Origin of the sequence: Priestia sp. FSL P4-0332 (assembly GCF_038005845.1) — a bacterium.
Lineage (GTDB): Bacteria > Bacillota > Bacilli > Bacillales > Bacillaceae_H > Priestia.
The window spans coordinates 3932720-3954755 of record NZ_JBBOUA010000001.1; the positions used below are offsets into that span (position 1 = coordinate 3932720).

Annotated in this window: 21 protein-coding genes; 3 read left to right on the forward strand and 18 right to left on the reverse strand. The window is 39.7% G+C overall.

All coding sequences use genetic code 11. The features are described 5' to 3' along the window. Positions 1–110: 110 nt before the first annotated feature. The 14 genes from MKY06_RS20715 to MKY06_RS20780 all read right to left on the reverse strand — a co-directional run bounded on the left by MKY06_RS20715 (position 111) and on the right by MKY06_RS20780 (position 14569). A complete protein-coding gene (locus MKY06_RS20715; protein ID WP_289917952.1) occupies positions 111–596 on the reverse strand; it encodes a dihydrofolate reductase in 486 nt (161 codons plus the stop codon). Then, entirely contained in the window at positions 593–1387 is a 795-nt protein-coding gene (locus tag MKY06_RS20720; RefSeq protein ID WP_013058746.1) for a thymidylate synthase, read from the reverse strand. The genes MKY06_RS20715 and MKY06_RS20720 overlap by 4 nt, the downstream gene beginning before the upstream one ends. A 177-nt stretch (positions 1388–1564) precedes the next feature. Next, positions 1565–1690 carry a hypothetical protein gene (locus MKY06_RS20725; RefSeq protein WP_257146053.1) on the reverse strand — a complete coding sequence of 42 codons (126 nt, stop codon included), beginning with the start codon at positions 1688–1690 and terminating at the stop codon, positions 1565–1567. Positions 1691–1834: 144 nt separating this feature from the next. Continuing rightward, positions 1835–2737 carry a formyltetrahydrofolate deformylase gene (gene purU, locus MKY06_RS20730; protein ID WP_025750221.1) on the reverse strand — a complete coding sequence of 301 codons (903 nt, stop codon included), beginning with the start codon at positions 2735–2737 and terminating at the stop codon, positions 1835–1837. Beyond that, positions 2734–2892 carry a hypothetical protein gene (locus MKY06_RS20735; RefSeq protein ID WP_013058748.1) on the reverse strand — a complete coding sequence of 53 codons (159 nt, stop codon included), beginning with the start codon at positions 2890–2892 and terminating at the stop codon, positions 2734–2736. Before MKY06_RS20735 ends, purU begins: the two co-directional genes overlap by 4 nt. Positions 2893–3023: 131 nt before the next feature. Next, entirely contained in the window at positions 3024–4829 is a 1806-nt protein-coding gene (locus tag MKY06_RS20740; protein ID WP_029323962.1) for an IucA/IucC family protein, read from the reverse strand. Continuing rightward, complete coding sequence (locus MKY06_RS20745; protein ID WP_098322316.1) at positions 4826–5983, reverse strand: MFS transporter; 1158 nt, start codon at positions 5981–5983, stop codon at positions 4826–4828. Before MKY06_RS20745 ends, MKY06_RS20740 begins: the two co-directional genes overlap by 4 nt. Positions 5984–5986: 3 nt before the next feature. Further along, entirely contained in the window at positions 5987–7276 is a 1290-nt protein-coding gene (locus MKY06_RS20750; protein ID WP_013058751.1) for a lysine N(6)-hydroxylase/L-ornithine N(5)-oxygenase family protein, read from the reverse strand. After that, positions 7255–7848, reverse strand: coding sequence for a GNAT family N-acetyltransferase (locus MKY06_RS20755; protein ID WP_013058752.1), 594 nt, complete (start codon positions 7846–7848; stop codon positions 7255–7257). The genes MKY06_RS20750 and MKY06_RS20755 overlap by 22 nt, the downstream gene beginning before the upstream one ends. Next, positions 7845–9599, reverse strand: a complete 1755-nt coding sequence (locus tag MKY06_RS20760; protein ID WP_098279103.1) for an IucA/IucC family protein — start codon at positions 9597–9599, stop codon at positions 7845–7847. Before MKY06_RS20760 ends, MKY06_RS20755 begins: the two co-directional genes overlap by 4 nt. After that, positions 9577–11097, reverse strand: a complete 1521-nt coding sequence (locus tag MKY06_RS20765) for a pyridoxal phosphate-dependent decarboxylase family protein (protein WP_098279102.1) — start codon at positions 11095–11097, stop codon at positions 9577–9579. The genes MKY06_RS20760 and MKY06_RS20765 overlap by 23 nt, the downstream gene beginning before the upstream one ends. A 1-nt stretch (position 11098) precedes the next feature. Continuing rightward, on the reverse strand, positions 11099–12463 hold the full coding sequence (locus tag MKY06_RS20770) for an aspartate aminotransferase family protein (protein ID WP_098279101.1): 1365 nt from the start codon (positions 12461–12463) through the stop codon (positions 11099–11101). Between the two features lie 262 nt (positions 12464–12725). Beyond that, a complete protein-coding gene (locus tag MKY06_RS20775) occupies positions 12726–13418 on the reverse strand; it encodes a copper homeostasis protein CutC (RefSeq protein WP_013058756.1) in 693 nt (230 codons plus the stop codon). Positions 13419–13669: 251 nt separating this feature from the next. Continuing rightward, on the reverse strand, positions 13670–14569 hold the full coding sequence (locus tag MKY06_RS20780) for a hypothetical protein (RefSeq protein WP_289917995.1): 900 nt from the start codon (positions 14567–14569) through the stop codon (positions 13670–13672). A 165-nt stretch (positions 14570–14734) separates the two neighbouring features. On the opposite strand from MKY06_RS20780, the gene MKY06_RS20785 reads away from it, so the two are divergent. Further along, positions 14735–16162 (forward strand): cryptochrome/photolyase family protein, encoded by a 1428-nt coding sequence (locus MKY06_RS20785; RefSeq protein WP_098279099.1) that lies wholly within the window; start codon positions 14735–14737, stop codon positions 16160–16162. 213 nt (positions 16163–16375) lie between these two features. Next, positions 16376–17608: an ATP-binding protein gene (locus MKY06_RS20790; RefSeq protein ID WP_223268972.1), complete on the forward strand. Its 1233-nt coding sequence runs from the start codon at positions 16376–16378 to the stop codon at positions 17606–17608. A gap of 346 nt (positions 17609–17954) precedes the next feature. On the opposite strand, the gene MKY06_RS20795 is transcribed toward MKY06_RS20790, so the two are convergent. Together MKY06_RS20795 and MKY06_RS20800 are read right to left on the reverse strand one after the other, a co-directional pair. Further along, positions 17955–18440 (reverse strand): metal-dependent hydrolase, encoded by a 486-nt coding sequence (locus MKY06_RS20795; protein ID WP_013058760.1) that lies wholly within the window; start codon positions 18438–18440, stop codon positions 17955–17957. 116 nt (positions 18441–18556) lie between these two features. After that, positions 18557–18724, reverse strand: coding sequence for a hypothetical protein (locus MKY06_RS20800; protein ID WP_013058761.1), 168 nt, complete (start codon positions 18722–18724; stop codon positions 18557–18559). Between the two features lie 123 nt (positions 18725–18847). Here MKY06_RS20800 and MKY06_RS20805 point away from each other — a divergent pair, with 123 nt between their 5' ends. Continuing rightward, a complete protein-coding gene (locus MKY06_RS20805) occupies positions 18848–19090 on the forward strand; it encodes a hypothetical protein (protein WP_029320678.1) in 243 nt (80 codons plus the stop codon). Positions 19091–19126: 36 nt separating this feature from the next. On the opposite strand, the gene MKY06_RS20810 is transcribed toward MKY06_RS20805, so the two are convergent. Both MKY06_RS20810 and MKY06_RS20815 read right to left on the reverse strand, forming a co-directional pair. Next, entirely contained in the window at positions 19127–20551 is a 1425-nt protein-coding gene (locus MKY06_RS20810) for an NAD-dependent succinate-semialdehyde dehydrogenase (protein ID WP_098279098.1), read from the reverse strand. Between the two features lie 31 nt (positions 20552–20582). After that, positions 20583–21953: a sigma-54 interaction domain-containing protein gene (locus MKY06_RS20815; RefSeq protein ID WP_098279097.1), complete on the reverse strand. Its 1371-nt coding sequence runs from the start codon at positions 21951–21953 to the stop codon at positions 20583–20585. Between the last annotated feature and the right edge of the window lie 83 nt (positions 21954–22036).

Sequence of the window (22036 nt, forward strand, 5' to 3'; positions counted from 1 at the left end):
AAATCTACCTTCACCCTCATAATGAAAAGATCCGAACGATTCAACGTTCGGATCTTTCTTCGACTAACATACTTTTGTACCAGACTCGCGTTTTTTATAAACAAAAGAGATCAGCTTCGCTCGTATACGGTAAAATAATACGTGTAGGGATTTTTTTCATCTTTAATTCCTTGCTGCTTCGAAATAACTTTCCATTCGCTCAAATCAATCGCAGGAAAATGTGTATCTCCTTCAAAGGATTCTTCAATATGCGTAATATAAAGTCGGTTTGCAACTTCTAATGTTTGCTCATACAGAGTAGCTCCGCCAATCACGAAGAGCTCGTCTTTTTTTTCAGCATCTAATGCTTCTAATTCCTCAACTGAATGAATAACGGTTGCTCCTTCTTGTTGATAATCTTTTTGACGCGTAAGAACCACATTCTCGCGATTAGGGAGCGGTCGTCCAATTGATTCAAATGTTTTTCTTCCCATTATAATGGTATGACTCGTTGTGATGCGCTTGAAATACTTTAAATCTTCCGGAAGGCGCCATGGCAAATCATTTTCTTTACCGATCAGCCTGTTTTGATCCATTGCGACAATGAGGGAAATCATACGCTCACAGCTCCTTTGATGTGAGGATGCGCATTATAGTCTACTAGCTCAAAGTCTTCAAATTTAAAGTCAAAAATTGATTTTACGTCTGGATTGATTTTCATTTTTGGCAAAGCATGAGGCTCACGCGTTAACTGCAGGTTTACTTGTTCAATGTGATTGCTGTAAATATGCGCATCGCCAAACGTATGAACAAAATCACCTGGCTCTAAATCACACACTTGTGCCACCATCATTGTAAGCAGCGCATATGAAGCAATATTAAACGGTACGCCTAGGAAAATATCAGCTGAGCGCTGATACAATTGACAAGACAATTTGCCGTCCGCTACATAAAACTGAAATAAGCAGTGACACGGCGGTAAAGCCATATTGTCTACATCAGACACATTCCAGGCGCTTACCATTAAGCGGCGAGAATCAGGGTTGTTTTTAATTTGATTGATAACATTTGTAATTTGATCAATTTTTTCTCCGTCCGGCGTTGGCCATGAACGCCACTGATGGCCATACACAGGGCCAAGCTCCCCGTTTTCATCCGCCCATTCATTCCAAATGCGCACGCCGTTATCTTGTAAATACTTAACGTTTGTATCTCCTTGTAAAAACCAAAGCAGTTCATGAATAATTGATTTCAAATGAAGTTTTTTTGTCGTTAATACCGGGAAACCTTCTTGTAAATTAAAACGCATTTGATAGCCAAATGTGCTAATTGTACCTGTTCCTGTCCGATCTTCTTTTTTTGTTCCATTTGCTAACACATGCTCGCAAAGTTCAAGATATTGTTTCACTTCCGACACTTCCTTTATTAAAAAGTCCTTTTCTATTGTATAAGTGTTCACGAGCTAAGTAAACAACTAAATCTCAGCTCATGTAGAAAAGTTTTTTATCATTTAGATACACGATTTCCCCGAAAAAAACGAGGATGAGACCTAACAAAATCAATTAAATGATCGCGTATGAATCGCCTATGACACCGCGGTTGATCTCCGTGCAAAGCTGGCGGCCGATGAGCCTCCTCGTCGCTTGCGCTCCTGCGGAGTCTCACCGATTCCGCTTTTCCCGCAGGAGTCTTCGCCTTGCCCTCCAATCAACCGCTAGAAGCAACTAAATAGATGAAATCTACGTTTACTATCACCATAAAAAAATCCGAACGAATTTCATTCTCTCTCAAGAATTTCGATTCATCGTTCGGATCTTCCTTCGGGTAAACTACTTTTTTAATAGCTTAGTCTTTGTTAATTAAATACAATTGTGCGGTTTTCATGCACTAAAATGCGGTCTTCTAAATGCCATTTTACAGCACGTGCGAGCACCGTACGTTCAATTAAGCGGCCTTTTTTCTTTAAGTCATCCGCATCATCACGGTGGTTCACGCGTTCAATATCTTGTTCAATAATTGGTCCTTCATCCAAGTCGTCCGTTACATAGTGAGACGTAGCACCAATTAATTTTACACCTCGTTGATATGCGCGTTCATAGGGGCGTGCTCCGATGAATGCCGGTAAGAATGAATGGTGAATATTAATGATACGATATGGATTTTCAGCCACAAAAGTCGGCGTTAAAATTTGCATATAACGCGCCAAGATAATTACGTCAATATTATAATCTTTTAATACCTGCAGCTGTTTGGCTTCTGCTTCTTGGCGAATGTCTTTTGTCGCCGGTATATGCTTAAACGGTATACCGAATGATTCAACCACTTCGCGCGCATCTTCGTGATTGCTCACAACGACAGCGATGTCTGTCATCAAATCTCCGCTTTCCCATGCCCACAGCAGCTCTAGTAGACAATGAGGCTCCTTTGACACAAAAATAGCTGTTTTTTTCAAATTATGAGCATATGTAAACTGCCAGTTCATTGAAAACGTATCGGCAATTTTTTTGAAGCTTTCTTCTAGCTTTACTTCTTTAGCTAATAAATCCTCACATTCAAATTCGAAACGGATAAAAAACATCCCCCCTTCATGGTTCGTTGAATGTTGACTTGATTCTACAATATTTGCACCGTGCTCATGTAAAAACGTAGACACAGCGGCTACAATACCCGGTTTGTCCGGACAGCTAATTAGCAGCCGACCGCGATTTTTATATTTCTCTTTATATGAAGTTAAATGTTTTTGAATATGCGATTTCATGTAATTCCCTCTCTTTTTTTAAATATACAGACAATTGTACCATTATCCTTGCAGCGATGCGACATTGAAATAAGGCTTTGACAAAAGAAAGCCGAAACGTTTGCTTCAGCTTGTGTACTTGTTGTTCTAACATCTACTCCCATCAAATCGTTCATTCACTCACCTTTACGTTCTACACATACCTAAAATGAGTGTTTCCTAAAGTGCTGTAGCTCATCCAATTCTCTTGCTGCTTTTGAATTAAACATAAAAAAGCCGCTAGCACAACACCAGCGGCTTTTCCTTATTATTGCACAGCTTTTTCACTAACTTCATGCAAGGCATTTCGTACCTTTCCATATTCGCTTGCGTGAGGACGATCTCCGTCATCTTCGTATCCGTAATCAAACATTCGATTTCGATTTAACGTTAATTTCGTAATGGTTGGACGTAATAAATCAAACAATTCAAATCGTTTTTTCAAATGTGGAAATGATGCTTGATAATGTAAAATTTCTGCTCGTACACTTTTCCAAAATTCCGCTTCTTCTACGCCTTCATGCTCTTCTAAAATAGTCGCTAAATAGCGGAAGTGACAAACAAATAACCCTGTTAAAATAAACTGCGTCAGTCCTTCCGGCTCTTCGCTGCGCAACACTTCTTTCAGTTCAAAAGATAGCTGCTGCAGTTCTTCAAACGGCTGATCGCTAATATTCACGTCGTCTACAAAATCTTTCATAATAATTCGAACGGGCTTGTTGTTTTTAAGCACCAGTACCGTATTTTGACCGTGCGGGGAAAATACAGTACCGTATTGATATAAGTAATGAAGAAGCGGCGGCAATACAGCGCTGGTTAACGCATCAATCCACTCGACAGGAGTTAAACCCGACTTTTCTATATAAGATGAAACTAAAGCTTTCCCTTTACTGTCAACATGTAAAAGCGCAGCTAGCGTAATCGCATGCTCTCCTTCTTCTAACTCTTGATAGATGCTTTCACGCCAAACCACTCCCAGCATTTCTAAATACTGATAAGGCGCGTTTTTAATAGAAGCAAACGTGGGCTGAGTTACGTTTAACGTAGCCACTTCACCTAAAAGTCCTACTCTGCACGTATCTTTTAAAAACGCATCGCGATCTCGTATGCCTTTAATGTGCTGAGTTACTTGAGGAGCAATTACCGTCCGCTCACTTGGAAGGCCTCTGTACACAAGCGTATTTAATATACTCATGGGAAGCTTCACATGATATTTATCTCGATTTGTTGTATTCACAAATGTACGAATCGACTGCTGAGGAAAATATTGATCTTCACCTTCTCCTAACGGAACAATTAAATCATTTGCAATGTATTCAGCGAATAAAGGAACAATCACGTTCATCCACTGCCATTCATGGACGGGAATATAGTAATAGTCCGCTGCTAAAAGGTCTTGGCTTGTTAATTCTTTTTCAAATTCAGCTAGCGTCTTACCGCTTAACTCCTGCTCCATAACATCATCGAAGCCGAGGGTATCTAATGAATGAAACGAAGCAATTTGCTTCGCAACAGCAATCCATGAAAGCTTAATTTTTTGTTTTTGCTCAGGTGCAAACCGCAGATAATCATCATAGCCAAATCCGATGCGCCCTTTGTTGTATGTAATCCAAGGATGTCCCGTCATTTCACCTTCTAGCTCCGCATAATCCATACCTGCTAATTCATCAGCTGATTTTCGATTTTGCAAATGTACGTCTGCTATTAATGTATGAAAATATTCTTTTGCTAAGTGACCTGCGGTTGAGCTAGACATTCCTTTGTCTTCAGATAAGCTAATTAACAGCTGCAAGGCCTCCGAAAATGTAGGGGTTGACGCTTTAGATGTCAGCTTAATACTTTCTGGCAGTACAGAAAAACTATCAAACAATCGCTGTTTCGCTTGATATGTATACGTAACGCCCCGGTGGTCTTCCCATCGATACGTGGCAAGCGCACCCTGCTTTTGCAGCTGTTTTGGCTCAATAATATTTTCATACATGAATTCCTGCAGCATTTTAGCTAAAAGCTGGCGATTTGCTTTTTCCCATGATTGCTTATTAAATACGGAAAGATACGTTTCTTTGATTTTCATCCTTCATTCTCCTTTACTTGTCTTAGAATAGGGATTGTTTTATTACGCAGCGGCATTACAGCGCTAGCAGCTAGCAAAGCAGCAGCACCAGCTGCTAACGGAAGCGCTAAATTTACTTTGCTGATTTCTAGTGCTAAAAGCGGTGTAATCAGCAGGGCAATATTTTGAACAGCAATAAGCCAGCTGTAATAGTAAGCAGCTCCTTCTTTGCTTTTTTGAAATAAATAGATATCAAGTATAACCATGCTGAGATAAAACCCGGCTCCATATAAAATTCGACTTATAATAAATATGCTGAGATGATCGGCATATGCTTGCAAACATAGCAGTAAAGCACTAGCACCCGTTACGCTATAAAAAAGCGGTATAACTTTTCCATTAAATAGCTTTGTAGGTACCGTAAGCTTTAAGACGATCGCCATAATGCTCGGCATCACATATAACAAAGCGCTGCCTTGACTATTCATGCTATATGTGTCACTTGTAAACAATGTAAAATAAGGGCGAATGACATTGTGTCCAAGGTGAAAAAAGAAAATAGCCAGCAAATAGAAAAAAATAGGCTCGTTTATACTTTGAATGTATGCTGGTGTTTTTTCTTTTTTTAAAGATGAAGCTTTTCTTGTTATGAGCCATACGGCCAGTACCATATCAGCTAAAGCAAAGTACTGATATACTTTAAGCGGCATTTCCCATGCAATAATCGTACTTCCAAACAAGCTAGCGACAATAATAGCCGTATGAACAATAAATACATAGGTTGTTGCGGCACTTGCCTTTTTCTGTCCATTTTTCATGCCGCCTACTAAATATGGGTACAAAAGATATAAACTGCTTTGAAACACAAGTAATACTAACGAAATGGCTAAAAATCCATAAAAAGTAGAAACTTCGCTCAGAATGACTTTAATTAAGGCTGTCATTAGAAGTGACGCTACGATTATATGTTGTACTTTCCACTTCTTAAGCAGCATTCCCCATAAAGGAGTCATAACAATGACCACAATTCGGCAGCAAATAATAAAAAAAGACGTCATTGCGACTCCATCTACATGGAAAGCATTTGTAAAATACTGCGGATAAAATGGTGATAATAACACTTCCGACGTCATGGTCATAAACAAACAGATAAAAACAAAGCGCGGAGAAATCATTTCTTAAAATCCAAACTTTTGGAAAACAGTATTTTTATATATTTTGTACACGTTTTCACCTGCAATTTGATTAATCAAAACAGCATTGCGATAAGCGCCTAAACCTAAGTCTGGTGCTCCAACCCCGTGTGTATGAAGCTCTCCGTTTTGAACAAATAGCGGGGCGCCTTTTTTCTTCATCTCAACTTGATAGAGTTCGTTGATTTTCAGCTGTCCTTTTTCATCAAACAGCAAATGTTCTTTTAAACCTTCCATAAAAGCAGGCTCTTTTGCATGATAGCCCGTGGCCATAATGACAATTTCACTTTCTTCTTTTTCAAACGAGTCCTGCTCGTATTGGTGAAGAGTAAGAAGATGTGTATCGTTTGTCTTTTCAACGCCTGCAAGTTCCGTAAGCGCTCGCATCGTTAGCGGCACTTCTTTTCCTCCAATTGTTCGTTCGTAAATCAAATCATAAATATCACCGATCGTTTCAAAGCTTATTCCTTTGTATAAAAGAGCTTGATTTCGTAAAACGCTCTCTTTTTTCTCTTGGGGCAATCTGTAAAAATAGTGGGTATAATCCGGCGAAAAATGTTCAAGGCCAAGCTTTGAATATTCCATCGGATAAAACCCTTTTGAGCGCGTATACCAATTCAGCTTATAGTCAAACTGAGGCTGCTGTTGAAGTAAATCATAGACAATTTCAGCTGCGCTTTGACCAGAGCCAATTACAGTAATACTTTTAGCCTTCAGCGTTTGTTCACGATTCATTTTGTACTGAGCGGAGTGATAGAACGTATCGCTGGCTACTGATTGAAAGTCTCTTGGCACTACGGGCTGTGTACCTACTCCGGTTACAAGATGATAGCTGTAATAGGTATGAAGCTTTCCTTCTTTTTCAATCGTTACTTCATAAAAAGGTTTAGCGTCTTCATGCATTTTTACTTCTTTTACTGTGCTGTTAAATTCAAGCCCACTCAGCTGGCTCGCTACCCAGCGGCAATAATGATTGTATTCATTTCTCGGAATGTGAAACTTCTCAAAGAAATAAAACTGATACAAGCGCTCATGCTCATGCAGATAATTTAAGAACGTGTACGGACTCTTCGGATCCACCATCGTGACCACGTCTGCCATAAACGGAACTTGAAGAGTTGTCCCTTCTAAAAGCATTCCTGGATGCCAATTAAACTCCTTTTTTTGTTCAAAACATTTATATGTACAATCTGTTTTATCAATTAAAGCTGCTAATCCTAAATTAAATGGACCAACTCCTACTCCAATTACGTCTAAAATGTCCCGTTGTTCCATTCACTCCACCTTCTTTCAAATACTGTTCTTTCACATTTCAGCAGTACGCCTGTTTTATCAGGCAGCGACACTTCTTTCATAAATTGAAACCCGCATTTTTTAAATACTGCAATCATCTTTTCATTTCGTATATCTGGTTCCGCTATTACTTTAGCAGTATCTGCTACCTGGAACTTGTGCTTTAGTAAACTAAGAAGGAGCGGATAAATATGGCCTTTTCCTAAAAAAGCAGGTTCTCCAATTAATAAATGAATCCCTTGATCTCCTTTTTCATAAGGGTAATAGTTACTGATAATATCGCCGTCAACCGTATAAGATTCCCAATAGCTCATAGGTACACCGTCAATTTCTCCAATTAGCAGTTTTTGATGGGAATCAGCTAGAAATGTTTTTAAATGCTGTTCATACGCCTGTTTTGAAATATTTAAATTCCAATACGGAATAACATGCGGTTCATGCATCCACTTGTACAGCCGTTCGAAATCTTTTGCAAAAGAAACAGAGCGAAAGGTGATGCTCTGCTCCTTTTGCTGAATCATAAATGGATACTGCTTTTGTAATGCCGATTTCATAACCGTACACCTGAAGATTCGTACAGAGGATTTTCAACATTTACATAAACAGACTGCGTTTCAAGAGAGCCTACCAGCTCATCCATATCGTGAACGCGCGTTAAGAAATTAGCTTTGCAAGGCAGCACTTTCTCTTCTAATATTGATGAAACAAGCCCTGTATGATCTTTTTCTTTGTACATCTCTACCTCTTGTCGCAGGATCAATAGCAGATCTGACTCTTGAACGAGGCCAGCTGCACCAAAAGCGTTAACTAATCCTAAAATATGATTAAAAAATACGTAATAACGAAATCTTTCTTCTGCTACAGCGTCATCACATACCGTATCGCTTTCTCCGTTTAAGGAAGGAAGCAGCTTGCGAAGCTCTTGTTCCTTTGATTTCATAAAGTAATAGCCTTGGTTGTCACGGTAGTAAAACACCGATGGATATCCGTTTTCATCAAGTTTAATAACGGAATTTTGCTGATGAGCTTCCAGCGCAATTCCTTTTTGAGTGTAAAGCCACATCATAGGATGAAATGAGACATCTAAATAGCGTTTAAACCAGTGCTTGCTTATGTCTTCATTTGTGCTATTTTCACTTGCAGCAATGTAATTAATAATATTTTCAATTTGAGAAGCTTTCCCAAACACATGATCTTGACACAAACTTGCTAAGAGTGTTGTACGGTCCCCATGCTCACCTTGAAAAGGATTGCTTCGAATCATGACTTCAAACCCAAGCTCTTTTTTTCCAAGCGTGATGTAAGCAGGGTCTTCAATCACTTGAAAAGCCGGATAGTTTTCTTGAAGCTCCGCCTGCAATCCTTCTTGCAATAAACGGCTAACTTCTACCCCTCTGCTTAATTCTTTGCGTTTATTCACTCTCAGTGAATTCGTAATCTTCACCGGAATAGAAAATTTGTACATCACATCTGCATCTTCACTGTATACGGTTCTAACAGACGAAGTCGGATAAAACGGCTGACCGTGTGGCCCTAGATAAGCAAGCCTGCCTTTTTGAATCCATTCACACACTTCTTCTTTTCCTAAAAGATAACGAGCTTGCAGCGGATGCATAGGTATAAGTGAATAATCGTCCGCTTGGCAATGCGACTGTATGAATTCTTCAGAAACCTTGTTATCTTTTTTCAGCTGCTCTTTAATAAGCTGTGAAGCGGTTTGACTCCCGGCAGACTGTTCTGCAACAAGAGATTTATGTGCTTTAAAATAATGAAGCTGAAATTTGCCGTTAACTTCAGGCCCAAACACCTCTTCTTCTTCAGGTAATATCCCTTGACGGCTTTTAGGTGTAGGATGCAGCTGGTGGCCAATAAGCAATGACTGCTCAGATTCTAAGAACGTTTTGTCCCATTTATAGCACGTTTCTAACTCTTTCTGTCTTTTTTCAATGAACAATTTCATATTTTCATAGCTTAATAGCACACGTACAATTAGCTCATTTACCTGTAGTAAATGATCTGTTACTTCTTTTAAAAGAAAGGCCAAAAGAGTGACGACATCTAACTCCTTGAGCTCCTCTTTCTGAATGCGATAATAAAAGACCGGAAAGAACAAGTGACGTCCGGTAGCTGAACGGTACTTTACTGGAAAGTAAAGAGTTACCGGCTGTTTTTCTAGCCTAAGAACGAGCGTTTCTTCGCTTTTTATTTCTGTAATGGACTGCCATACTCCCTTACCTGTTTCTCGAATATAGCAATTAATAATATTTTGCATCGTAATAAAATTAGCCGATAACTGAGCGTTCACGTAATCGCTCCTCCTTTTTCTCCAACTCTTTTCCTAAAGCCACGACTTCCTCCAACTGAGTGGCAACAGTATCAACTGTAATCATGGGATTTAACATCGTTAGCTTTAAATAAGCTTGCTCTTTATGCTTTGTTTTTGCCATGATAAACGTGCCTTTTTCATATAAGTGCTGCTGAATAAGCTGATTCAATTCATTTTCATAATGCTGCTGTTTTTGACAATCAACATATAAAGTATCTGGCACATAGCGAAATACAACCGCGTTCATATAAGGATCATTTAACACCGTAATATTCCTTTGCTTTCGTAAATGTTCAGCTGTCTGCTTAGCCGTTTCAATCGTATGGTCAACCATTTTTCCATACTCATTTGTACCTACTGCACGGAAAGTCAGCCATAGCTTCAAGGCGTCAAATCGTTTGGTCGTTTGAATGCTGCGATCTACCAAATGTACGTGCTCATCTTCTTCAGGATTTAAATAATCTGCATGAAGCTGAATGTGTTTAAACATAGCTGAATTCTTCAGTAAAAATGCCCCGCAGCTCACCGGCTGGTAAAACCACTTATGAAAATCCATCGTAATAGAATCTGCTCGTTCAAGAGCTTTTAAGCGTTCACGATATTTATGTGAAAATAGCAGCGCTCCTCCATAAGCGGCATCGGCATGAAGCCAAAGCCCTTCTTTTTTAGCTAGCTCACTTATTTCAAAAAGAGGGTCTACGCTTCCAAAATCCGTCGTGCCTGCCGTTGCTACAACAGCAAAAGGAAGGTTTCCCTGGGCTTTGACTTCCCGTATCGCTTCTTCTAAATTTTCTATATCCATCTCGTGCCTTTCATTGCACTTTACCCTCACCACTGCATTCATGCCCAATCCAAGCTGAGCTGCAGATTGCCGCACCGTAAAGTGGGCTTTTTCGGAGCAGAAAATCCGCAGTTTTTTAGCTTGGAGCGGTAAACCTTCTTCACTAACATCAATTGAAAATGCAGCATGACAATATTCATTACGAGCAAGCAGAAGTCCCATATAATTCGACTGAGTCCCTCCGCTTGTAAAAACGCCCGAAGAAGAGCTTGGATAACCAATTTGTTTTGTTAACTCATCAATCACTTGATCTTCTATATACGTGGCTGCCGGACTTTGATCCCACGAATCCATAGATTGATTCAAAGCAGAAATCATCACTTCCGCAGCAAGGGCCGGTATAATCGGAGGACAATGCAAGTGTGCCATTGCCCCGGGATGCGAAATATGAAGCGAATGATCCAGCACTACGGCTTGTACGTCATCAAACAGATCTTCTAGCGGCTGTTCATGTTCGCTAAAATAGACCGAACGATTGACTAAGTTCGATAGTTCGTCAACGTCTATATGAGTATAAGGGGATTTTAGTTCATGGTAGTGACGTTTAATCATCTCTGTCATTCCGCCTATCATCGCTTCATAATTCTCGAGGCTTTCTTTGGATGATGATAAAAACCACTTTTCAAACGGCGCCATTTTATTTATTCACCCACTTCTCTTCTGCTGCTTTTATCGCTTCTTCAAATCTTGTTAACACTTCATCGGTTTGTTGTTTCGTTAAAATTAATGGAGGAAGCAGACGAATAACAGCACCATGTCTTCCACCCACTTCTAAAATGACGCCTCTGTCGAAACATTCTTTTTGAATCAGCTTAGCTAACTCACCGTTTGCAGGATGACTGCCGATTTTATTAGCCGGCTTTGTTGCGTCTATGATTTCAACGCCTAGCATCAAACCTCTTCCGCGTACATCACCAATTGAGAATACTTGCTTTTGAATATGTTTTAGCTGACTCTGAATATAAGCTCCTAATTCATGAGCATGTGCAGGTAAGTTTTCTTGTTTTATAAATTGCAAAGTAGCTCGTCCTGTAGCCATCGCAAGCTGATTTCCTCTAAATGTACCGATGTGTGCACCTGCTTCCCATTGATCAAGCTTTTTATCATATAGAACAACGGATAAAGGAAGGCTTCCTCCAATTGCTTTAGATAGTACTAATACATCCGGTTCGATATCAGCGTGTTCGAATGCATACAGCTTTCCTGTTCGTCCAATTCCAGTTTGAACTTCATCTACAATAAGCGGAATGTTTCGTTCTTTTGTGATTCTGCGAAGCTCTTTTAACCATGGAATCGGCGCCGGAACAGAGCCTCCTTCTCCTTGTACAATTTCTACTACAACACCCGCCGGAGTAACAATTCCGCTTTCAGGATCATCCAGCATATTTTCAATGTATGTACTAATGTAAGTGTGACCTTCAGCACCTACGCCAAACGGGCAGCGGTATTCATATGGATAAGGTAGAAAATGTGTATCGGGCACTAGCGCATGAATGTGCTTTTTGGGACTCGTTGTACCGCTAATGCTTAACGTTCCGTGCGTGGAGCCGTGATATCCCCCTTGAAAAGATAAAATCGTGCGGTTGCCTGTTGCTGTTTTTACAAGCTTCAAAGCCGCTTCAATTGCGTCTCCTCCAGTTGGACCGCAAAACTGTATTTTCGCTTTGTTTGCAAATACTTCTGGTAAACTAGCAAATACTTCATCGATAAAAGCTTCTTTCACAGGCGTTGTTAAATCTAATGTATGTAAAGGAATAGATTTTGCTAAAACGTCTTGTATTGCTTCATGGACTACGTAATGGTTATGACCAAGAGCAAGTGTGCCGGCTCCTGCTAAACAATCAATATACTCTTTTCCATCCATATCCATGATCACGGCGCCTTTTGCTTGTTTAATTGCAATAGGAAGGCGTCTAGGATAAGACCTTGCATTGGATTCACGTTCATTTTGCATAGCAAGCAGCATTTCGTTTGATGTAAGTTGTTTCGTTGACGTTGACATATCATATCCTCCTGTTTGTTCAATTGATAATGATTTTCATTAACAATTACAACAATAAATGATAATGATTATCACTGTCAATGATTATTCTGAAAATATGAAATTATTCCTATTTCACTCTAAAGTCGGGAAAACGCAGCATTTCTCTTATGTATCAAGGATTCAAAGGGTTTTATGATGTTTTCCATTTAGGGAAAACTATGTAATAAGTCCCTTTCTATTTCCAAATAAAAAAGTGCTACAATTCCTTGTAGCACTTCTGTTACTTTTGCTTATTCATCGTTTCTTTTGCAGCTTTTACACTCCTTGGGTCAAGCGGTTTCGTATATTGACAATTCACTCGAACCCCTGAACCAATACGAATTTCTTTCACGGGAGTAACGGATAAGAACGCTTGAAGATTTTCAGGTTTCAGCCCTTTTGTCCCGATTAAAATAATATCTTTATCTTTCATTCTTCTTAACAGTTTTTTAATATGAGGAATACCGTTTAGCGCACTTTTATCCGCTCCTGAAGTCATGACACGCTGAATTTGCTTATAGCTTACAAGCGTTTCAAGCGCCTTTTCTTGATCACTGATTTCATCAAATGCTAAGTGGAACGTTACATTCATTTCTCCTGCCGCATCCAGCAGTCGCTTTAAAGCTTGCTCATCAATAATTTTGTCTTCTGTTAAACAGCCTATTTCAATTCCATCAATGCCAATTTCTCTTGCATAGTGAATATCTTCAATCATTGTTTGCAAATCATCTTCATCATACTGAAAAGATTGATTATGTGGACGAATCATCACAAATATTGGGATATGTATCGTTTCTTTCACTTTTTTCATCAAACCGTAGCTTGGGGTTAAGCCGCCTTCACCGATTCCAGTTACAAGGCTTATACGATCGGCACCATGTTCCTGGGCAACTTTAGCATCATGTAAGGTTGCAGCTGTGACTTCTAATATCATTCTAAAAACACCCTTTCCCCTTTAATATAGAGCTTTTGCCTTCTTTTCCCTGTATTTATACTTAAAAAACTCTACCAAACTCTCTTATGTAAGAAAACACCCAAAAGATGTGATTAATATTTTCAAAAAATTGAATGTCATGGAAAAAGAGTAAGAACTATTCTTTTTCTCATGACGTTTCAATTAATAAAATTCTATATTTATACTAAAGATTCAAAAATACATCCCTTTTATCTAGGGTAAAGGGTTTATTAAAAAGAGCGTGGATTTGTTTGTTGCATGAACATCCAATCATTTAAAGGATGAGGCTGCTGATGACCAACGGGTGCTGAGAAATCGCGGCATCCGCAATCATGCATCGGCATTTGACCCATTCCTCCTTGCATTGGCGGCATTCCTCCGTGCATCGGCATTTGGCCCATTCCTCCGTGCATTGGCGGCATTCCTCCTTGCATCGGCATTTGGCCCATTCCTCCGTGCATTGGCGGCATTCCTCCTTGCATCGGCATTTGGCCCATTCCTCCTTGCATTGGCGGCATTCCTCCTTGCATCGGCATTTGGCCCATTCCTCCGTGCATTGGCGGCATTCCTCCGTGCATCGGCATTTGGCCCATTCCTCCGTGCATCGGCATTTGGCCCATTCCTCCGTGCATCGGCATTTGGCCCATTCCTCCATGCATCGGCATTCCGTCTTGCATCGGCATTTGACCCATTCCTCCATGCATCGGCATTCCGTCTTGCATCGGCATTTGACCCATTCCTCCATGCATCGGCATTCCATCTTTCATCGGCATTTGACCCATTCCTCCATGCATTGGCGGCATTCCTCCGTGCATCGGCATTTGACCCATTTCTTCATGCATTGGCTGTAGCTCTCCGTACATTGGCATTTGATTCATTTCTTTTTGCATCGGCGGCATTCCGCCTTGCATTGGCATTTGATTCATTCCTCCATGCATCGACGGCATTGCATCTTTCATCGGCGGCATTTCTCCGTGTATTGGCATTTGATTTGCGCCTTCTTGCATCGGCATTGCCTGCATTTCTTTTGCAGAAGGCATAGGCGGCATTTTAGCAGGTTTAGGTGCTGCTTGCATATATGGATTGGATATCGGTTGTCCGGTTTGTTTCATTCCATACGAATTTCTCATTTTTAAGGGCTCCTTCCCATTCTCTTACTCTGTTTACGTTATTCTTTTTACCATCAATCTGAAATTCGTCCATAAGAAAATAGGCCTTCTACACATTCAAAATTGTAGAACGTATAAGAAAAAAGCTATAATCGAGGCAAATTGCAGATAGAAAGGTGGCACATGATGAATAAAACCATTATCGTATGGATTCGAAAAGATTTCCGGCTAGTTGATAACCCAGCTCTATTTCACGCAGCTAAAGAAGGAATGGTTGTACCTGTTTATATCCATGACGACTATGAAGAAAGCTCAATGGGAAGTGCAAGTAAATGGTGGCTTCACCATGCGCTGAATGACTTTAAAACCTCGATCAAAAAAATAGAAGGAACGCTGATTGTACAAAAAGGAAACCCTAAAGATGTGTTACAAAAATTACTCCATGAAACGAATGCACAAGATATTTATTGGAATAGACGCTATGAACCACATGCGCTAAAAAGAGATAAAGAGCTTCAAGCTTTTTTTTCAGAGCAACAAATAAATATTCGCACATTTGAGGGGTTTCTCCTTCATGAACCTTGGAAAATCACAAAAGAAAATGGGGATCCTTATAAAGTGTTTACAGCTTACTATAAAGCTTCTCAAAAACATTCAGTATCTTCTGCTGTAAAAAAAGTTACTTCCATACAGGCCTCCTCTAAACCGGTTGAATCTCTTTCAGTCTCAGATCTCGATTTGCTTCCAAGCATACCGTGGGATGAAACGATTAAGTCGACGTGGGAAGCTACGGAAAAAGGCGCTATTGATGTCTTCAAAACGTTTTTAAAGAATAAGCTGCTTCATTATGAAAAAGGACGAGATTTTCCTGCTGAAGCATTAAATTCATTTCTATCTCCTTATTTGGCTACAGGACAGCTCTCAGCTCGAGTCCTTTATCATTATTTGAGAACTAAAGCTGAAAAAGTAGGTTCTGATGCTTTTGAACAGCAAGCTGAAATGTTTATTCGTCAACTTATATGGAGAGATTTTGCTTATCAGCTGCTTTATCATTTCCCGCACACTACAACTGAACCGCTTAATGAAAAATTCAAGCAATTTCAGTGGGCTGACGGCAATGAAGAGCTTCAAGCTTGGAAAAATGGAAAAACCGGCTATCCCCTTGTCGATGCCGGAATGCGGGAGCTGTGGGAAACAGGTTTTATGCACAATCGAGTTCGAATGGTAGCTGCTTCCTTTTTAGTAAAGCACCTTTTAATTCATTGGAAACACGGAGCAAATTGGTTTTTTGATACCTTAGTAGACGCAGATTTAGCTAATAATACAATGGGGTGGCAGTGGGTTGCAGGCTCGGGAGCAGACGCCGCGCCATATTTTCGTATTTTTAATCCAATTACTCAATCAGAAAAATTTGATAAAGAAGGAGAATATATTAAAAAGTGGCTTCCAGAGCTTAAAGATATTCCTTCTTCTTATATTCATAAACCTTGGGAGGCCCCAGCAGACGTATTAGAAAAAGCAAACGTTACACTTAATAAAACATATCCGGCTCCAATTGTCGATCATAAAGCAGCTAGAGAGCGAGCGCTGGAGCATTATCAGCACATCAAATAAGAGGTAAATCAAGCCTCTTATTTGATGTGCTGAATTTTTTAAATGTGTAAAAAATTCCATTCCTCATCTATTTACAACTAAAAACATGTATTTGAAATCTCTTTATAGGGTTTTCAAGCCCAATTCCCCTCTCTATAGCACATTTGATTTTTCATATTTTTTCCTATAATTTGAATATATAATAATGATTATATATGCTTGGGAACTCTCTCATTGCATAGATCTGATTGGAGTGATTCGATGCCCGTTTGTCCTTCTTGTAACTATAAGGAAGATTATAATTTTTGCAGAATGTGCGGCACTCAAGTTCGGCACACCTTCGCCAACCAAGAAGATCAGCCTTTTTATCCATTAAAAGATCGAATCATTACGGATGACAATGAACCAAAGCATCAAGCTATTTTATCTCATACCCATGATTTAGTATGTGCTATTACTGAAGATGGCATTTATGAATACGCTTCTCCTTCTTACGCTAAAACGTTAGGCGTTTATCCTGATGAGCTTATTGGACAACATGTGCTTATCAATGCGTATCCCGAAGACAAACACATAATCTCGACTACTTTAGCTAACATGAGCAAAACAAAAGATGCCTCCACATTTGAATACCGAAAGTTTCACGTGAACGGCACCATCGTTTTATTAGAATGTAAAGGCGCTCCAATTATTACATCCACTGGAGAAATCGAAGGGTTTGTATTTGTCTCACGAGACGTAACAGAAAAAAGACAAGCAGAGAAAAAGATCCGAAATTCAGAAAAACTTTCTGTCATTGGTCACCTTGCTGCAAGTATCGCACACGAGGTTAGAAATCCTTTGACAACCATTAAAGGGTTTGTACAACTGTTCAGTGAGACACAGCAGCCGAAAAAAACAATGATTTATCGAGATCTCATTCAGCATGAACTTTCACAAATTGAACATATCATCACAGAGTTTATGAGTTTAGCTAAACAAGAGTACGTATATACAGACAACCTTGTTATTACCGACTTGTTAGATGAGGTATTAAAGCAATTTGAACCGGTTACTGGAGTCAAAAACATCCGCATCTTTCGTCACTATCCAAAAGAACATCCTCTGCTCGTTAGTGGGCAAAAAACACAGCTAACCCAAGTATTTATTCATATTATACAAAACGCTATTGATTCGATGGAAAGCGGCGGCAAGCTGGCGGTATCGATTGAAAAATCAGCTAGAGAAACGCTGTGCATTGTGATAAAAGACAATGGATGTGGAATTGATTCAAAGCGTATCCCTCATATAGGAGAGCCTTTTTATACAACAAAAGAACGAGGAATAGGCCTGGGACTAACAATTTGCAACAAAATTATTAATGAACATAATGGTTTTTTTCATGTATCCAGTGAAAAAAATGACGGCACAAGTATTACCATTACCCTTCCTATGAAAACGACTGAACTTTACGTAGTGGAAGCCTAAAAGAGAGGTTGAGACATAACTAAATCACTTCCATTTAAAGACGAGCAAATTAGATAAATGCTCTAGTATAAATGGCCTTTTACACCGCTGTTGATATCCGTACAAGGCTTCGCTTTCCGCGGGCGGCCGATAAGCCTCCTCGTCGCTAGGCTCCTGCCGGGTCTCTTCTAGGCCGCTTTTCCCGCAGGAGTCTTCGCCTTGCCCTCCAATCAACCGCTAGAAGCAACTAAACAGATGAGACCTACGTTCACCATTCCAATAAAAAACGAACCACCAATCAAACATTTTGATCAATAGTTCGTCATTCACCTTGGCTAACATACTTTTGTCCCAGCCTCTTCTTCCTTTAAAACAGCTGGGTGTACAGCTGATACTTATAAAGCATATAAAAACTTCCTATCACTGCCAGGTAAAAGATGAGAGTCTCTGCTCCGCTACCTGTTTCATATGTTAAAGGAGGCTTAAACTTCTTCTTGCTAAGAGGAGAGAAAAAAGGTACCCCTCGTTTAGAAAAGAAATCTCCAAGAATATGAAAAGCGTATCCATAGGCTATTCCTAATGTAAAATCGTTGTTATACATCGTATGTAAATAAAAAATAAGTCCGCTTGCAAGAATAGAATGCGTAATACCTCGGTGACCAAAAATAGATTTAATGACTTTTGCGAGACCAAGAGATCTTCTACCAATATATGAATTTGGTTCATCAATATCAGGAAGCAGCGCTCCAATCGCAATGCCTACAACATAAGGAAATGTAAACGAAGCGTCTCCTGTTATAGCCACACCGGCACCGGCAGCAATCGATGTTGCAATATGTGTGTGATATCTCAAATATGCCACCTTCTTTCTTTTTCAACTTAAGGCAAGCACCGTGACCAAAATCATACATATGTTCGCCCAAAGTTAACTATAAGTGAAGGTGGTAAAAATGTCAAAATAATCTATGGTTACGTAAACTGCAGACCGACTAACCCGATAAGCATCACAAGAAAACTAATAAGAGTACCCTTTCCATTTTTCTTTGCTCTTCCATCTTTTTTGACAATTGAATAAATCCACGTACTCGAATACACAGCGAATCCAAGAAAACCAAATAACGTGATATATGTAAACATGCCGAAACTCCTTTGCTTGTCATTACTATTAACTATACGAGATTTTATAAAAAAAACAAAGTAATATGACAGCTTGTTTAATATCTCTTTCTTTTTCTTATACTAGGAAGAGGAGGGATGGCTATGCAACAGAAGCAGCTGGAAGATATATTCGACTTTTATGGGTTAAGTGAGGTTTATCGCGGCAATTTTGAGGATGTTGAACACCACTGGTTATTTAAAGACGTGGAGGCAACTATACTTGAAGATTTTTTTAACTCTCACGATTGCGAAGATCTCGAATGCTGTACTCTAGAAGAATTTTGTTTTTTATTCATGAATTTCCAATCCGTACATGCACAAATTCCCCACGTGTACTATTACTAAAAAAGTGATTTCGCAGGAAAGCGAAATCACTTTTTGTTAAAAGCCTAAAGAAATATATTTCACTTCTAAATATTCTTCAATTCCGTAATGTCCGCCTTCACGTCCAAGTCCACTTTCTTTAAAGCCGCCAAACGGCGCTTGTGGTGTAGAAGGTAGTCCATCATTTAGCCCTACAATACCATATTCTAAAGCTTCAGCAATACGAATAGCTTCTGAAATATTTTCAGTGAACACATAGGCTGCTAATCCGTAAGGCGAGTTATTTGCACGGCGAATAACTTCTTCTTCTGTTTGATACGTCGCAATTGGAGCAATTGGCCCGAATGTTTCCTCGTACATACAAAGCATATCATCCGTTGCACCATCTACAACCGTAGGTTCAACAAACAGTCCGCTTCCCTCTTCGCGTACAGCCCCTCCAGTTAAGACGTTTCCACCTTTTGCTACAACATCATCTAAGTGGCGCTTTACTTTTTCTAACGCTTTTTCATCGATTAGAGGTCCGATATCCGTACCTTCTTCTAAGCCGTTTCCGACTTTCAGCTGACTAACAGCCGCTGCAAACTGCTCTGCGAACGGTTTAGCAATAGACTCGTGCACGTAGATGCGGTTTGTACATACGCATGTTTGACCAGCGTTGCGGAATTTAGAAGCAATTGCATTTGTTACTGCTTTATCTAAATCAGCATTTGCTGTTACGATAAACGGAGCGTGTCCGCCTAATTCTAAAGACACTTTTTTAACCGTATCAGCTGCTCCGCGCATTAACAGTTTACCTACTTCTGTAGAACCCGTAAACGATAGTTTACGTACACGTCCATCTTGAAGCCACGCTTCTCCAATCGCTTTTGCATCTCCCGTAACTACATTAATTACGCCTTTTGGAATACCTGCTTCTTCTGCCAGTTCTGCTAGACGAAGAGCCGTCAATGGCGTCTGTTCTGCCGGCTTAATAACCGCTGTACATCCAGCTGCTAAAGCTGGCGCTACTTTACGTGTAATCATTGCTGCCGGGAAGTTCCACGGCGTAATAGCTGCCATAACTCCCACTGGCTGCTTGTGAGCAAATAGACGTTTATTAGGAGAAGAAGCTGGAATTGTTTCTCCGTAAATTCGTTTTCCTTCTTCTGCGTACCATGACACGAATCCGTTGGCGTAGCCAATTTCACCTTTTGCTTCTTTAAGAGGCTTACCTTGCTCGACTGTCATTATTTCAGCCAGTTCATCCGTGTGTTCTTCAATCAGCTGATGCCATTTAAATAATAGTTTGCCGCGCTCTTCTGCTGTTTTTTTAGACCATGTTTGAAACGCTTCATAGGCAGCATCTGCTGCTAGCTTCGCTTCTTTTTCTCCGCCTTTTGCAACGGTAGCTACTACTTCATTTGTCGCTGGATTTACCACTTCGTATGTATCATTTGTTGAAACAAATTCTCCGTTAATATATAAGTTTGCTTGCTTCATATTTCTTCACTCCCTGCTTAAATTTATCTACTCACTGTTCGGTGCTGTCCGACACGTATTTTCGGATTTTACGACTCGCTTGTGATTGGCTAATACCAAGCTGTTCGGCTACTTTGTAAGATGACCTATGCTGTTCAAACGCCTTGATGACCATTTCTTTTTCCACATGTTCAATCATTTCAGGAAGCGTATGAACAGGTGGATCGATAGCAAACTCTTTTGCAAACGGCAAGTCTTTAAGCGTAATCATTTCTTCTCCTGTAACAACCAGGCGCTCAATGATATTTTCCACTTCGCGAACGTTTCCTTTCCATTCCTGACCTAAAAATGCATCTAACGCCTTTGGTGATAAGCGTACATTACGTTCGTATACCGTATTAAAATGATGAAGAAATTGATAGACAAGAGGCAGAATATCTTCTTTTCGCTCTCGTAAAGGTGGAATCGTAATTGGCACTACGTTCAGTCGATAGTACAAATCACGTCTAAACTTTCCTTCTTCCACCATTTGCTCCAGATTTTGATTCGTAGCAGCAATAATTCGTACATCTATTGATACTGCTTTTGTTGAACCCACGGGACGAATTGTACGGTCTTGCAGTACATGGAGCAACTTACTTTGTGCTGAAAGAGAAAGTTCACCAATCTCATCTAGAAAAAGCGTGCCTTCGTTCGAAAGCTCAATGATACCTTTTTTCCCTTCTCGAAATGCTCCAGTGAACGTACCGCCTTCATAGCCAAATAGCTCTGATTCAATAAGCTGTTCAGGAAGCGCTGCACAATTAAGCTCATGATACGGCTGCTGTTTTCTTGTACTAAGCTGGTGAAGCAGTTTTGCTACTCTGCTTTTTCCTACCCCTGTTTCTCCAAGTAAAAGAACGGTTGTATTTACAGAAGCAACTCGTTGAATGGTTGAAAAAACCTTTTTCATCGCTTCGCTTTTTGTCACAATGCCTTCTAAGTCTACGGATTCATTTAACTCTTTTTTATAGTTTTCAAGCTGTTCTTCCATCTCTTCTACTTTTCGTTTTAATTCCATTAAGTCTGTGAGATCTCGAGAATAGCTAATAACACTTTTTAAATGCCCCTCATTGGTAAATACCGGCCTTGTCCGCACATGAAGATACCGGCCGGAGTTTGTTTTTTGAACCAATTCAATTGCTTGATTAGATTCAATCACCTTTAACGTGGCCGAAGGATAAAAAATACCCATTTCCTGCAGTTCTTTTACGTGCTTTCCAATAAAATCTTCCACTTTCAAAGCATAATTTTTTTCACACTCTGAATTTACAACTAATACATACCCATTTGCATCAGTTACAAAGATTTCATCAAATGATGACTCAAATATATCGTAAAGTTCGTCGTTAATTTGCTGAATATGCTTTTTATGAATGGTCATTTGAATCACCTTTTCGTCAAAAAATAATTATTATTTTATTTTATCAGAAAATGAAACATCTATAAATAGAGTGTCCAAACATA

What these genes read in the sequence shown, in the direction of transcription:
- MKY06_RS20715 (WP_289917952.1), bottom strand. Translation starts at nt 596, where the DNA reads ATGATTTCCCTCATTGTCGCAATGGATCAAAACAGGCTGATCGGTAAA.
- purU (WP_025750221.1), bottom strand. Translation starts at nt 2,737, where the DNA reads ATGAAATCGCATATTCAAAAACATTTAACTTCATATAAAGAGAAATAT.
- MKY06_RS20735 (WP_013058748.1), bottom strand. Translation starts at nt 2,892, where the DNA reads ATGAACGATTTGATGGGAGTAGATGTTAGAACAACAAGTACACAAGCT.
- MKY06_RS20740 (WP_029323962.1), bottom strand. Translation starts at nt 4,829, where the DNA reads ATGAAAATCAAAGAAACGTATCTTTCCGTATTTAATAAGCAATCATGG.
- MKY06_RS20745 (WP_098322316.1), bottom strand. Translation starts at nt 5,983, where the DNA reads ATGATTTCTCCGCGCTTTGTTTTTATCTGTTTGTTTATGACCATGACG.
- MKY06_RS20750 (WP_013058751.1), bottom strand. Translation starts at nt 7,276, where the DNA reads ATGGAACAACGGGACATTTTAGACGTAATTGGAGTAGGAGTTGGTCCA.
- MKY06_RS20755 (WP_013058752.1), bottom strand. Translation starts at nt 7,848, where the DNA reads ATGAAATCGGCATTACAAAAGCAGTATCCATTTATGATTCAGCAAAAG.
- MKY06_RS20765 (WP_098279102.1), bottom strand. Translation starts at nt 11,097, where the DNA reads ATGGCGCCGTTTGAAAAGTGGTTTTTATCATCATCCAAAGAAAGCCTC.
- MKY06_RS20770 (WP_098279101.1), bottom strand. Translation starts at nt 12,463, where the DNA reads ATGTCAACGTCAACGAAACAACTTACATCAAACGAAATGCTGCTTGCT.
- MKY06_RS20775 (WP_013058756.1), bottom strand. Translation starts at nt 13,418, where the DNA reads ATGATATTAGAAGTCACAGCTGCAACCTTACATGATGCTAAAGTTGCC.
- MKY06_RS20780 (WP_289917995.1), bottom strand. Translation starts at nt 14,569, where the DNA reads ATGAGAAATTCGTATGGAATGAAACAAACCGGACAACCGATATCCAAT.
- MKY06_RS20785 (WP_098279099.1), top strand. Translation starts at nt 14,735, where the DNA reads ATGAATAAAACCATTATCGTATGGATTCGAAAAGATTTCCGGCTAGTT.
- MKY06_RS20800 (WP_013058761.1), bottom strand. Translation starts at nt 18,724, where the DNA reads ATGTTTACATATATCACGTTATTTGGTTTTCTTGGATTCGCTGTGTAT.
- MKY06_RS20805 (WP_029320678.1), top strand. Translation starts at nt 18,848, where the DNA reads ATGCAACAGAAGCAGCTGGAAGATATATTCGACTTTTATGGGTTAAGT.
- MKY06_RS20810 (WP_098279098.1), bottom strand. Translation starts at nt 20,551, where the DNA reads ATGAAGCAAGCAAACTTATATATTAACGGAGAATTTGTTTCAACAAAT.
- MKY06_RS20815 (WP_098279097.1), bottom strand. Translation starts at nt 21,953, where the DNA reads ATGACCATTCATAAAAAGCATATTCAGCAAATTAACGACGAACTTTAC.